Annotated in this window: 9 protein-coding genes; 7 read left to right on the forward strand and 2 right to left on the reverse strand. The window is 70.6% G+C overall.

Features of this window, described 5'->3' with window-relative positions:
• The 5 genes from ACWDKQ_RS04540 to ACWDKQ_RS04560 all read left to right on the forward strand — a co-directional run bounded on the left by ACWDKQ_RS04540 (position 1) and on the right by ACWDKQ_RS04560 (position 10,855).
• Positions 1-2,244 carry a vWA domain-containing protein gene (locus tag ACWDKQ_RS04540; RefSeq protein ID WP_450137359.1) on the forward strand — a complete coding sequence of 748 codons (2,244 nt, stop codon included), beginning with the start codon at positions 1-3 and terminating at the stop codon, positions 2,242-2,244.
• Between the two features lie 232 nt (positions 2,245-2,476).
• Positions 2,477-5,599, forward strand: a complete 3,123-nt coding sequence (locus ACWDKQ_RS04545) for a tubulin-like doman-containing protein (protein WP_450137360.1) — start codon at positions 2,477-2,479, stop codon at positions 5,597-5,599.
• On the forward strand, positions 5,596-7,770 hold the full coding sequence (locus tag ACWDKQ_RS04550; RefSeq protein WP_450137361.1) for a hypothetical protein: 2,175 nt from the start codon (positions 5,596-5,598) through the stop codon (positions 7,768-7,770). Before ACWDKQ_RS04545 ends, ACWDKQ_RS04550 begins: the two co-directional genes overlap by 4 nt.
• The gene (locus tag ACWDKQ_RS04555) at positions 7,767-9,704 is read left to right on the forward strand and encodes a hypothetical protein (protein WP_450137362.1); all 1,938 of its coding nucleotides are present in this window, start codon (positions 7,767-7,769) and stop codon (positions 9,702-9,704) included. Before ACWDKQ_RS04550 ends, ACWDKQ_RS04555 begins: the two co-directional genes overlap by 4 nt.
• A 929-nt stretch (positions 9,705-10,633) precedes the next feature.
• Positions 10,634-10,855, forward strand: a complete 222-nt coding sequence (locus tag ACWDKQ_RS04560; protein ID WP_450137363.1) for a hypothetical protein — start codon at positions 10,634-10,636, stop codon at positions 10,853-10,855.
• Positions 10,856-10,915: 60 nt separating this feature from the next.
• Here the strand turns inward: ACWDKQ_RS04560 and ACWDKQ_RS04565 are convergent, their stop codons facing one another.
• Entirely contained in the window at positions 10,916-11,278 is a 363-nt protein-coding gene (locus ACWDKQ_RS04565; protein WP_450137364.1) for a hypothetical protein, read from the reverse strand.
• A 208-nt stretch (positions 11,279-11,486) separates the two neighbouring features.
• Here ACWDKQ_RS04565 and ACWDKQ_RS04570 point away from each other — a divergent pair, with 208 nt between their 5' ends.
• Both ACWDKQ_RS04570 and ACWDKQ_RS04575 read left to right on the forward strand, forming a co-directional pair.
• Positions 11,487-11,789 (forward strand): hypothetical protein, encoded by a 303-nt coding sequence (locus ACWDKQ_RS04570; RefSeq protein ID WP_450137365.1) that lies wholly within the window; start codon positions 11,487-11,489, stop codon positions 11,787-11,789.
• A 447-nt stretch (positions 11,790-12,236) separates the two neighbouring features.
• Positions 12,237-13,217 (forward strand): DUF4432 family protein, encoded by a 981-nt coding sequence (locus tag ACWDKQ_RS04575; RefSeq protein WP_450137366.1) that lies wholly within the window; start codon positions 12,237-12,239, stop codon positions 13,215-13,217.
• Between the two features lie 50 nt (positions 13,218-13,267).
• Here ACWDKQ_RS04575 and ACWDKQ_RS04580 read toward each other — a convergent pair whose 3' ends face one another.
• Entirely contained in the window at positions 13,268-13,441 is a 174-nt protein-coding gene (locus tag ACWDKQ_RS04580) for a DUF397 domain-containing protein (RefSeq protein WP_010310442.1), read from the reverse strand.
• Positions 13,442-13,634 lie beyond the last annotated feature (193 nt).

The raw sequence follows: 13,634 nt of genomic DNA on the forward strand, positions 1-13,634 counted from the left end.
TTGCGATCGGCAACCGGGCGGCGGGCCGTCAGGGCCGCAGCGCTGCTGCTGGCCGGTGTGGTGTCGCTGACCGCGCTGCCACCGGCGTCGGCGCAGGACGCGCCGCCCGCGCTGCAGCCGGTGCAGATCGTGCTGCTGGTCGACCAGTCCGGGAGCCTGACCGAGCAGGACGTAGCCGCTGAACGCGACGCGGCGCGGGTGATCGTCCAGGGTGAGCCGGCCCGGGATTCCACCGTGTCGGTGCTGGGTTTCGGCAGCGCGAACGCGCCCGGCCGGTCGGCGGTCGACCCGGTCTGCCCGCCGACGAAACCGGATTCGCCGCAGAGCCGCCAGTTCCTTGGTGACTGCGTCGGCGGCATCCACCGGCGCACCCCCGCCGAGGGCGACGGCACGGACCACGTCCAGGCCCTGCGCCAGGCGCTGAGCTACCTCAGCCAGCCGAGCGCCGAGGGAGGGCCCAAGATCGTCTTCCTGTTGACCGATGGCCTGCTGGACGTGCGCGACAGCCCCGAGTACGGCAAGACCGCCGATGAGCGCAACGTCACCGCGCGGTTCCGGCTCTCCGGCGTGCTGGACGAGCTGAACCACGCCGGCGTCAGCGTCTGGCCGCTGGGATTCGGCCAGGCCGACCAGAAACAGCTCGACGAGTTCGCCACCGGTGCCGCGCAAGACCGTTGCGGGCTGCGCACCGCGCCGCCGAGCGCGACGGTGATCAAGGAGTCCGCCGACCTGTGGGGGGCCATCGGCCGCGCATCCAGCTCGGCCCGCTGCACGAGCGTCGGGCAGCCCGTGCCCGACCAGCTGCCCTCCGGCGGGACGGTCGAGCTGCCCGTGGAGGTCCCGGCCATCGCCAGCGAAGGCACGATCCTGGTGTTCAAGCGCGACCCGCGGATCCTGGTCAGCTACCTCGACCCCAACGGCGGGAAGGTCCCGGCCAACGGCGACTTCGGCGGCTCCCACTTCGAGCTGGGCGGCCAGGACACCGAGGCCGAGGCGATGCGGATCCTCAACCCGACGCCGGGCCGCTGGACCGTGCTGCTGGAGTCCCGGCCGGGAGTGCCGCCGCAAGAAGTCGGGGCCATGACGGTCTTCCAGGGGGCGGTCCGCGCGCTCCCGTACATCGCGCCGCAGACCCCGGCCCCGGGATCTGCGGTGCAGTTCTTCATGCGGGTGCGCGGCGCCAGGACGGCGATCAAGGACCCGGACCAGCTCAAGGGCCTGACGTTGACCGCGGAACTGCGGGGGGACGGGTTCGCCCCGCTCCCGGCGGTCGAGCTGTCGGACGAGGACGGCGATGGCGAGTACCAGGGCCGGGTCGTCGTGCCCGAGACCGCGACGGGGCGACTGGACTTCGTCGGCGGCATCACCGGGGTCGGCGTGAGCGGCGACCACCAGATATTGCCCACCCGGATCTCGTCCGGAGCGGGAGGAGTGCAGAGCGTGCTGAACCTCGATGACGCGGAAGCCGAAGTCATCGCCGGAACCTCGCTGAACGGCAGCATCGACGTCAACAACGCGACCGGTCAGCCCAGGACCATCCGGATTGAGCTTACCGATCTCAGCCAGGGGGCGCTGGTGACGGCCTCGCCCGAGAAGCTGGTGGTCCCGCCGGCAGCGGGCTCGCAGCGGCTGGGCTTCACCCTCACCTTCGACCCGGCGACCGCGCTCGGATCAAACCAGGGCCGCATCCGGCTGGTCGACGAGGCCACCGGCGCGGTGCTGCGCGATCCGGTGTTCGAGCGTGAAGTCGTCGCGCCGCCGTCGTGGCCCGAAACCCTTTGGTGGCTTTGGGTCCTGCTCTTCGCCGCGGCCGCCGCGGCGGTCGGCGCGGTCCTGCTGCGGAGGCGGCGGCGCCACGCCGAGCGCGACGTCCGCGGGATCCGGGTCGAGCTGCGCCGCCACGGACAGCCCACCGGCAACTCGGTCAAGGCGCACCAGCACGGGGTGGAGTTCCGCTTCGGCGTTCACCGCGGTGAAAGCGCCACCGACACCCGCATCACCGCGGGTTCCGGCGGGGATCGCTACCGGGTGCAGCGGGCCGCGGGCGGGCCGGTTTTGACCGGGCCGTCCGGCGAACCGCTCGGCCTGGCCCCGGGCGGGGTGCTCGAACTGACCGACGGCGTGGAACTGGTCGTCCACGACCGGCCAGCCCGGCGGCGCGCGGCGAAACCCCCCCGCGGCAAGGAAGTCCGAAGTGGACGAACGGCGAAACCGAAGCGGTCGTACGACCCCTACGACCTCTGAGAACCTGTCGGCGAATGCTGTCCACGCCTTTGGAAGCGGCGCGCCGCTTCCAGCCACCTTGCCAAGACGACCATCGGCGGGTTCTGAGAGGTTTCCTGACGAGCACGGCCCCTCAGCCGCGTATTGGACATACATAAGGAGGGGCACCCGCAGTCCGGGGAAGCTCTCAGGTTCCGCTAAGCGACCACCCACCCAGACCAGTCACCAACAGGCTCTGAAGTGAGGACCCACCATGAAAATCCACCAGCCGATGCTGTTCCTCGGCCTCGGGGGCACCGGATGCCGCGTCGGCCGCGAGCTGGAGCGCGTGCTGCGCGAGTCGCTTTGCGGCCCCGACGGCACCGAGCTCATCGCGCGCATGCACGGGCACGACTACCTGCCCTACCAGCTGCCTTCCTGCCTGCAGTTCGTGTACGCGGACCTCAGCATCGACGAGCTGAGCAAGGTGCTGCCCAACGTCGTGCCCAGCTCCGACCACCACGCCGCCGCGCAGCACACCACGCACCTCATCGCGAACCTCGTCCCGCCGAACCACCACAACAGCGCGCAACTGGCCCAGGCGATGCGGATCACCCTGGACGAGCCTATTGGCTGGCTGCCCGGGCCGGAGACCGATCCCCGGGTGGCGCCGCTGAGCGCGGGTGCCGGCCAGCTCCCGACGGTCGGCCGGGCAGTGCTGTTCGAGACGATGCGCCAGGGCCACGGACCCAGCGCCGTGCTGCACGGCGTAACAGCGGCGATGCAGCGGATCAAGGCCTCCGGAGCTGTGCTGCACGAGCTCGGCGGGAGGCTGGGAAACACCGTCGACGTGTTCGTCGCGTTCTCGGTGGCCGGCGGCACCGGCAGCGGCATCTTCTACGACTACCTGCACCTGATCGGCGAGCACCTGCGGCAGGCCGGGACGGAGGCCCGGATCTACCCGCTGGTGCTGATGCCCTCGGCGTTCAAGGAAGGCATGGGCGGCGGCCGGGCCGCCGTGCTCAACTCGGCCACCGCGCTCGTCGACCTGTTCCGCCTGATCGACGACCAGAACGCCCAAGGGGCCGGGGACGAGGTTGGCGGCGCCCAGGACCGGGGCCCGCTGTCGGTCTGGTTCCCGGGCGAATCCCGCCCGACCAGCCTGCAGCCCGCCACCGTGCAGACCGCCTTCCTGTTCGGCCGCCCGAAGGACGGGGTGAGCGGCGATGACCTGGTCCGCTCGATGGTCTCGCTGGTCACCACCCTGATCGGCGCCGGCTCCGAGGGCGATCAGTCCTTCGCCGATCGCTTCATCAACGACACGGCCAGCCGCTCGGCGTTCGCCGACACCGGCATCGGCCGGCGGGGCGTGTCGACGTCCGCGGTCGCCTCGCTGACCATCCCGCTCGCGGTGCTCGCGGACGTGGTCAGCTCGCGGCTGCTGGCGGAGGCGGTGCGGGTCATGCGGCAGGCGCCGACCGGGGCCGGGGTGCGCAACCGCGACCTCATCGAGCGCTTCGACGCCGCCTGCGGACTGGCGGGCTTCCTGACCTGCGCGCCGCTGGAGCCCTTCGCAGACGTCGAGGACGTCCCCGTCGGCTACGACTCGATCATCCAGGCGCTCAGCGCCCGGGCGCGGGCCATGCAGGAGAGCCTGGACCGCAACGAGCGCCTGCTCGGCCCGCACCTCGGCCGGTTGGCCCGGGACTTCGACCCGACCAAGGCTGCGGAGGAGATCTCGCGCACGCTCGACCCGTTCCGGCTGCGGCGGGTCCTGCGCGGCGATCCGGCCTATCCCGAGAAGCTGGACCGGGGCGGGTTCGAGAAGATCCTCAACGACCGCAAGGAATCCCGGCGGGCTTCGGACGAGTTCGGGCTGCACCCGCCGCAGCCCGAGACCGTGCAGCGGCGGCGCACGTTCCGGCGGCTGCGCTGGCAGGACCAGGGCGTCCAGGAGGCGGTCGAGGACCAGGACGCCTGGTACCAGTGGCGGGTCCGGCGGCAGTGGCACGAGGCGTGGCGCAACAACGAGCGGGTATGGGAGCCGCGCTGGCGCTCGTTCTGCGACCGGCTCACCGCCATCACCGACGCATTCGCGGATCACATCGCCGCAGACGACCGGCAGTTCTCCGAGCGCGCCGCGCAGCTCTACGCGCCCCTGCTCGGGGTGTCCTACCTGCTGCCACCCGGAAAAGGCGGGTTGGAGGGCTTCTACTCGCGGGTGCGCGAAGCCCTGGTGGAACGCTTCCGCGACCGGCTCGGTGTGAACCACACTGCGGCCGACATCGTCGGGCTGATCCTCGGCGAGGATGGCTGGTCCGGTGCCTACCGAGTCGGCCGGGAGCAGCCCGAGGCGGCAGTTCACCTGGTTCGCCAACGGATTCGCGGCGCCGTCTCGGAGTGCTTCCGGCCCGGCGGCGGCGAGCGGGCCCTCGTCCCGTCGATCCGGGACCTGCTCGCGGCGACCGTCGGCCGGGCCGACACGGCCATCGATGATGCCGACATCACGCACTTCCGCAAGCAGCTGGCCGGGCTGGTCCCCGGCGGGTACGCGCCCGCGGGCGAGGGGGAGCTGAAGGTGCTCATCTCCTACCCCGGCAGCGCGCCCGACCACGCCGTGGAGACGTTCCTGCGCAGAGAACTGCTGCCGTCCGACCACGCGCCGTCGATCGTATTCCGGCCGAACGAGTCCGATTCGCTCGTCGTCGTCTTCTTCCGCACCGGCATGGGCATCACCCAGGTGCCCGAGGTGCGCGAGGCCGTCCAGCTCGCGGCGGATGCCCGGCGGTTCGAGCGGGCCGACGACCGGCTGTCGTGGCGGCAGCGGCTCGGCAGGGCCCCGGGCTATCTGATCTCCACCCCGACCGACCGCGCGCTGATCCTGCAGAGCTTCCTCAACGCGATGTGGAACGGCCTCGTGGAGGTGGACCCGCCCGGACAAGACCGCAGCCCGCAGCGGATCCGGGTGCACACCGGCCACACCGACGCCCCGCCGCTGGTCCTGGACCTCACCTCGTTCCGGGAGCTCTCCTCGTGGGGCAGTCTGCTGCAGACCTACGAGGAGTGGGTGATCAGAAACGGCAGCGGTACCAACCGTGACCTCGCCGCGGAGCTGATCGCGATCAAGCCGCGCAACGTGGACCGCGATCCCGGGCCGCCGTCGCCGCTGTACACCACGCTCCACCAGCTCCCGGCGAAGGAAGCGCAGTTGCTCGACGAGATCCGCAACCGGCCTGGAATCGGCGCGGGCGAACAGCTCGACCTGATCGAGGAGTTCTGGACCCGGACCCTGCCCGCCGCGCTGGAACTGCCCTTCCGGGGCGTGCAGGCACCGTTCGCGAACCTGCGGGACATGACCGACTACTTCGACTACCAGTCCCCGGCGGTCGACCGGTGACCGCCCGCCGCGACGACCCCGTCCTCGTAGTCGACCTGCGCAACGGCGAGTGCGATGCGGAGCAGGCAGCAGGCGCGGTCCTGGTGCTCGACGATGCGGAGAAGGCCGCCGAGCACGACGACGTTTACCAAGCGCTGCTCGGGAATCCCGCGGTCTCCGGGGTGCTCTGCGTCGCCATCGACGCCGGGAACGCCGACGGCTCGGTGCGGATCCGGCCCGCGCCGTCGCTGGCGCCCGTCGGGCGGGCGGCGACCGTCTGGATCGGCGACTCCGACGGGATCCGGTGGCGACCGGCCGAGCCGCTGGTGCGAACGGTCGCGCGAACCGCGATCTCCGGCCTGGGGCAGCTGGTCGACGCCCTAACCGATCCGGCGGTTTTCGCCGCCGTGGTGGAGGCCGTCAACACCCTGCCCTACAGCACGGCCAGCGCGGGCATGGTTCTGGAGCGGACCAGCCTGCACGAGGTCGAGCTGCGCCGGGCGCAGGAGGAAGCCATCGCGTGGTTCACCGACCCGGATGCGGGCGGGGTCCGGGCGCAGGAACTGCCTCGGGACGAATTCCGGGCCGCCGTCCGGGAAACCATCGAGGTCGACCCCGCCGAGGACGTCCTGCTCCCCGGCTCGGAGCTGACCGAGGCCCACACCCGCGCCGTCACGGCACTCAACGCGGCTGACCACGCGCTCACCCGCGCCGACCACTTCCTCGCCCCGCTCCCGAAGCGCCGCCCGAGACCGGCCGTGGGGCCGGTCCTCGCCGAGGCGCGGGCGGCGGTGCGGGACTTCCACGACAAGGCCACCCAGCAGTTGCACCGCATCGACGAGAACCTGCGGGGACAGCGCGTCGGTAGGGACGTCGTCGTGCGGCTCGGGGTGCGCGGCCCGGTTCCGGCGCGACCGCGCGACATCCGCGACCGCTCGCGCCGGCTCGTCGAGGAGTGGCTCGGGCGGTACCGGTCGGTGGCGTGCCTGCTCCCGGACCTCGACGCGGAACGGGTCGGCCAGGAGCCGCAAGGTTGCGCGGCGGCCATCGCAGAGCTGGAAGGGCTGGCATCGCCTGCCGGACCGGCACCGCGGCTCGTGGCGTGGCCGCCGCCTTCGCTGGCGCTGCCGCTAGCCGCGGTGGCCGGCGGTCTGGCGGCGCTTGGAACCCACGCGCTGGGCATCGCCGCCGCGTTCTTCGTGCCCCTGCTGGTCTTGGCCTGGTTCGCCGCTGGTCTGGTGCTGCAGGCACGGGAACCGACCGCGACCGGGGAGCAGGGCTTCGTCGAGGCCGCGCTGCCCGCCGCGTTGTTCTGGGCGTTGCCGGTGTTGGGCGGCTGGCTGCTGGTCTTCCTCGTTGTCGGCGCGGGGATTGCGGACGTGCTGGGCGTGGTCGCGGTTGCGCTCGTGGTGCTGCTGTCCGCCTGGGCGATTGGGGTTGGCTGGCGGTGTTCGGTCCGGCAGTGGCGGCGCAAGCTCGACTTCGACGCGCTCCGGGACCGGTTGGCAGGGGCCGCGCAGCTGGTGGACGGGGTGATCCGGGCCGAGTGGCGGCCCTCGGCCCGGCGGGCGATGTTCGCGGAAGCGCTGCGCCAGGTGTCGATCGGCCTGACCGCCGTCCGGCAAGTGCTCGCCGAGCGCGCGGCCGGCCTACAAGGTTCTCCCGAGCAGCACGATGGAAACCACTCGTACGACCCACCGGACCGGGACGTCCACCAGGAGGTGCGCGAGGTCGTCGTCACCGACCTGGTCGACCTGACGATCGCCGCCCTCCGCCCGTGCTGGGCCGGGATCGACGCCGACCGGCCCGCAGCGCGCGAAGAACACGCGCGGGAGGCCGAGCGGCTGCTCACCGCCTACCGCGAACACCTCGGGCAGTACGGCTTGCTCGTGCCACCGCCCTTCGCCCGCGAACGCGCCCATCGCGCCGAACTCGCCGCCCGGCTGTGGGAGGACTCTCAGGTCGGCGACGTGCTCCGGTGCGACGTCGAAGCCGAGATGACGCAGCTGTGCCACGCCCGGCAGCTCGGTGCGGTCAGCGCCATGGCCGACCGCGCGCAACTCGTGCGGTTCGCACCCGCGTCGGTACGCGGCGGTCGGTGCGGGGATCCATCGGGCGTCACCTGGACCGGCGAAGCCGAGATCGCGGGCACCCTGCGGCTCGTCCCGCTCAGGCAGGGGGTGTTCCAATGACGACCGAGGTGCGGTGCCGCGCGATCGACGGCACGCCGCGCACGATCCGGCTGGCGGTGGTCGGCGACGTCGGTGTCTCCGGTGGCGGCCTGCCGACCCGCCTGGTGTCGGTGGACGACGGCCCGCAGCTGCTGCAGAAATGGGTCCCCCGCGCCGATTCCGGTGGTCTGGGGCGGCTCCGCCCGCTGGACCGCGAGATCCGGGCGCTGCACCGCTTCGCGTGGGCGTTCCCGCACGACAGCTACCCGCCCGAGCTGCCGAGGTTGCGGTACTACGACGTGGACGGCGACGAGCCGTTCGTCCTCGTCGAGCCGTACCGGGGCGAACCCGTCGAGGGGCTGCTGCCGGCACTCGGGGCGCAGCACCGCTACCGGCTCCAGGTAGGGGTGCTGCGTGCCCTGCACCTCGCAGCCGTCGCCGGCGTGACCCACGGCCGGGTGGAGCTCGGCACACTGCGGTGGGATTCCGGGCGCAGGACCGTGCAGCTCGTCGACTTCGAGCGGGCCGCCGGGATCGGCGAGCCGCGGGAGACGCCCGACGGCCAGCGAGCCGACGTCCGCGACGACGTCTGGGACGCCGGACTGGCGCTGTGGCGCACGGTGCACCCGCACACCGGGCGCGGCGCGCCGGACCTCACGGTGGACGGCGGCGCGCTGAGCACGTTGCTCGACGGGGTTTTCGTCAACCCGCCGGAGTCCCGCCCGACTCCGGCGGACCTGCTGACCAGGCTCCGCGAGCCCACGGAGTCGCCGGTCTTCGTTCCCGGCAGCGCCCTGGTTCCGGGCGTCGAAGCCTACGTGGACCTGTTGCGGCGCAAGCGGGGACGCGCGGCGGCGCGGGCGGTGCGCAGCGCCCCGTCGCGGTCCTGGCTGCCCTGGCGGCGCGCCTGGAAGTCCGAAGTAGACGAACAGCCGGCGCTGGTCCGCTGCCCGGTGTGCCTGGACTCCTACCCGCGGCCGCTGCCCGACGACGAGCTGTGGCGCCACGAGGACGGGACGTTCGTCGAGGACGACTCATCCTCGCAGGACCCGCAGAAGCGGCAGTTCCGCAGCCTCAGCGGCTACCGCCGGTGCCCCAACCCGTCGGAAGACGTAGCCGAGCACTTCCTGCCCGCGACGTACTACGACCACGGCCCGCCGCTGGTCGTGGCGATGATCGGCCGCCCGTCAGCGGGCAAGACCCACCTGCTCGCCGCGATGGTCCGCGAGGTGGTCGATCGCGGCGGCCTGACGCCCTACGGGCTGACGGCGACCGCGCTGGACTTGCACCGTCACGACCGCTACCGGAAACAGACCCTCGAACCGGCCGGACGCGGTGCGCAACTGCCGGGCACCCCCGAAGGCCTGACCGACCCGGCGGAGATCCTGCTGCTCAGCGGGCCGGGCGGAATCCGGCCGCTGGTGTTCTTCGACGTGGCGGGCGAGGACCTGCAGGCGGTCGGCGATGCCCGGCTCGCGCGCTTCCTGATCGGCACCGGTGCCGTGATCTTCGTGCACGGGCTGGAGGCCGCGCCCGAGTGCGTCGGCAACCGGGCGTTCGAGATGTCCCTGGCCCGGCTCCGGGCGGTGCCGGATTTCGAGCGGCTTCCCGCGGCGATCGTCGCGACCAAGTCCGACCGGCTGCGATACCTCCCGCCGATCGACCGCTGGCTGCGGCATGGCAACGGTTCCCTCGCGGCGATCGATCCCGCGCTCCTGCACATGGAGAGCAGTTCGGTCTACGCGTTCCTGCGCAACCGCGGGGAGCACGCCGCGTTGACCCCGTTCAGCGTCTTCGACCGGTGCACCCTGCATTTCGTGTCGGCCAGCGGCAGCGAAGCCGCGCCGGGGGAGGAGCGATTCCCGCGCGGGTTCGAGCCCGTCCGGGCGCTGCAGCCGCTGATCGCAATCCTCGCGATGGCCGGGATGATCGAAGCTGACCGGGTCGGTACCTGAGCGCCCAGGCGCGTGCAGAACCTCCGCTTCCGGGAGGGCACTGACTGGTGTTCTACTCCGATCGGGCTACTGTGGACGAGAACTACCCGGTCGAGTGACAAGGCCCGGCTGTGCAGGGCCAACGCGGTCGCCGCCGCCAAGCGGCCATCGGCGGTGCCGGGCGGCCGAAATGGGATCCCGGGCGGTGCGCTGAGTGGCTCTCGATCAATTTGAGCAGCTCAGCGCGCTGCACGCGGGAGCGCAGGCGGCCACATCCGACCGGGGAACGCCACGCACGGGCCAAGGGGCGTTCTCCGGTCGGTGCCGCGCGGGCCGCACGCCTGAGCGCGCAGCGCTCGCCGCGTGGGCATACCTTGGCCTGGAGTGATCGCGGGCCTCCCCTAAACACAGCCGCGGTACCGCGATCGCCCGCCCGTGGCCTGCTTCTTCGGCCTCCCCCCAAAATCCCTCCGAAGAAGCAGGCCACCTCATTGCCTCCCCGGCAACACGGCGATGGTTGCTCTGACAACATGGACCCGCAACCGCGCACCGCCTGGACGTGGCTGGCCCGCGGGGCTGCCTGGCCAAGGTATGCGGCGGTCGTGCTCGTGCCGGTCACCATCTGCAGTGCCATGCAGGTACACGCCACCGATGCGTCCATATAGGACGCCTGCTCGACCGTCTCGGTCTGCTGGCGGGGCGGGAACTCGTAGCCGCCGAGCGTCGACGGCGATGGGCCTGTTCGATGTGGTGGTAAATTTCCAACATGTGCCCGGTTTGGGGGAGGTAATTGTTGGCGCTGCGAGATATGGTTTAGACAGGTGCGCACGAAATAGCCGATCGGCCGTCCTCGAGCTGATTCGAGGACACGCAAAAAAATGGGGGCGAGAGGTCGGGGACCCGCTGCAACGCGAGTCCCCGGTCCCTCGATGGCCACGGAGTGGTCTCAAATGGATCTGTTCACGAGGTGTAGCGACCTCCCGTACGAGCAGTTGTGCGAGGAGATCAGGATTGCTGGGCGGGCGCGCAAGGAAGCTCTGGGGAGGGGTGCGGCCGCCGATGTGGAAGCTGCGGAGTCGGTGCTGAACTGGTTCCTGGAGGAACTGGCGGACCGGCTGAGACAGGGGGTGCACCGCGACGAGCAGCCGCGGGGTGAACCGGTTCCGCAGTGATTCGGACACGCGTCGTGGCGTCGGCCACGACCGTGCCCGGCTCCCGCTTTCCGGGGCGTTTCAGCCGGTGTTACGGGAGTTCAGCCGGGAGCCGGGAGCGGCTAGTTGGCTGCAAGCGGTCACAAGGGCGGTTCGCGCGTCGTCACGGTCGCCCTCGGCCAGGTGGTCGGCGGCGGTGCGGACCGCGGACACGGCGTCGTCGGAGATCTCGATGTGCGGGTGCTGGTCCAGGAGCCCGACCGCGCGGGTCAACGCCTGGTGCGCTCGGTTGTCGGGATTGTGCTGCGCGGTGAGCAAATCGATGAGTGCTGTGTCCACCGCGTCGCGCAGGGCTGCCTCGGTCGAGGTGTGCGGTACTGCAGTCACGAGGCGGAAGTCTATGCGCTGCAACGGTTCTTCAGCGGCCTCGGGCATCACCCACATGGGTGGTCCTTTGGGCTACTGGGTGCGTCGTGAACAGGCGTGTTCTGGATCGTCGGGCCTCGGGTGCGGTCAAGCGGCGTCGGGATGCGGCAGTATCACCGCGTCTGAATCGCTGGGACTTTCGTCCCTGGACCTGTTTCGCAGCGGTGGTACCCAGAGGATGAGGTCGGATGGACCTAGGCGAGGAGGCGCTGCCATGGATGGTGTTGTGAGCAACTCGCTGGACGCATGGCTGTCCGACGCGGACACGCGTCGGCTGCTTCAGGTCGCGAACCGACCCTGGGTGCGCAACGAGTTGCAAGCCGGGCGGGATGCCCGGTCCCGTAGAACCACGGTGAACCTGGCGTTGCTGCGAGCTCCGCTCGACGGCGTGGACCTGGACAGCGAGGACCACGCGATGCTGACCTGGCTCGCCGATCGCGATGCCGACGTCGTAGCGGGCGTGCGCAGGCTCCTGGACCGCGCTCGTGCGGCCACGCCGATCCCCGAAGAGGAACGGGAAGCCCTTTGACATCAAAGGGAGATCCGCGCCCCAACTGCCGATTCCGCTCGGCCCGACGACCGATCACCTGGCCCGGTGGAAGCCGGTCGCCCGGGCCGTAGCGCCCGATCGCCTGCATGATCTGCAGCTCGACTTGGTTGGCGACCGACTCCGGTGACAACCGCTCCCACATCCGCATCCACTTCCAAACCGTTCTGACCGCAAGTCTACGGTCGGCGCCTTTCGCGGCCTGTTGGAGTCGAGCCGATCTGGCCGGGATTCGACTTGCCAATGGGCACCGGCCGTCCCGATCTGGGCTCCGCCGGGGTGCTCGGCAGCGGGTTCAGCGCCGACTCGCCGCACCGGCCCGGTAAAGCCGATTTACCGGCGAACAGGAGGTGTTGTTCTGCCTCTACACCACCGATGATGCACAGGCAGGCTTAGCGACGTTCCTGGAGAAGCGATCGGCGGTGTTCCGTGACGACTGAACTCGAATTGCGAAACGACCACCTGGCGGTGCAGTTGACGCCCGACCGGGGCGCGGACATCACCGCGCTGACCGATGCCCGGACCGGCGCGCAGCTGCTCTACCGCACGCCGTGGGCGGATTCGGCCCAGCCCGGGCCGTGGGCGCCGGAGTCCCGCCAGTCCTGGCAGGCGATGTACCAGGGTGGTTGGCAGCTGCTGTGCCCGAACGCCGGCGATGCGTCGAACGTCGCGGGCGGCACCTGGGGTTTTCACGGTGAAGCTTGCCTGCTGCGCTGGAAGGTCGATTTGTCCACTTCGGACTCTGCGACGCTTTCGGTGCGGTTGAGCCAGGCTCCGCTGCGGATTCGGCGGCAGGTGGTGCTGGACGGATCGGTGCTGAAGGTGGAGGACACTTTCCACAACGAGAGTCCCGACCCGGTTTCGGTGGCGATCGTGCACCACCCGGCCTTCGGCGCACCCTTGGTGACGCCGGGGGCGCGGATCGCATCGGGTGCGCAGAAGCTCACGGTGGACCAGACGTCCGGTCACGTAGTGGAAGCCGGTGCGACGCTCGCGTGGCCGGTCTCGCAGCTGTCGACGCTGCCTCCCGGCGGTCCCGGTCAGGCCACGCTCGCGTACTTCGGGGATTTCACCGAACACTGGGTGTCGATCACGAGCGCCGACGGCGACCTGGGCGTGGCCATGGCGTGGAACGGCGACGTGCTGCCGAATGCCTGGCTGTGGTTCGAAGGCAACGCGACACCCGGATTGCCTTGGTACCGAACGGAATACGTCTTCGCGGTTGAGCCCGCGTCGACGATCCCCGCGGGCGGCGTCGAGCAGGCGAGGGCAAACGGCGGGAACCTCGTCGATATCGCCCCGCGTGGTTCGGTGTCCACCGCGGTGTGCCTGGCGGTGCACCACGATTCCCGGCCGGTCACCGGCATGGACCTGACCGGCCGGATCACGTTCGACCGAGACGACCGATGACGTTCGAGTAACAATGACGCCCCGGTGCGATGCACCGGGGCGTCATACATTCAGCGGTCGAAACGACCCTGCTGCACCGCACGAACGAACGTGCTCACGTCAACAGCCAACGTCGCACCGTCCTGGTCCTTCGAATCGCGGATTGCGTCTAATGTGGTGGCGACTTCGACGCATTCACCATTAACGTTACTGTATGAACTTTTGCGCCAGCGAATCTCGGTCATGACTACCGTGCTCCTCTACCATAATCTTCGCGATCAATTTTGCGGAGTCAGCAAAATTAAGGCTCTTGTGACTGATCCGTGGGTGGTGTGAGCTGGGGTTTTGGGCCCGGAGACGGGGGCACGCCGTTGCTTCGTCTAGGTTTCTGGCTTGTCGAAGGTCAGGAACCGAGGGACGGAGAACGGCGTGCCGAAA

The organism is Saccharopolyspora sp. NPDC000995, from assembly GCF_053599315.1.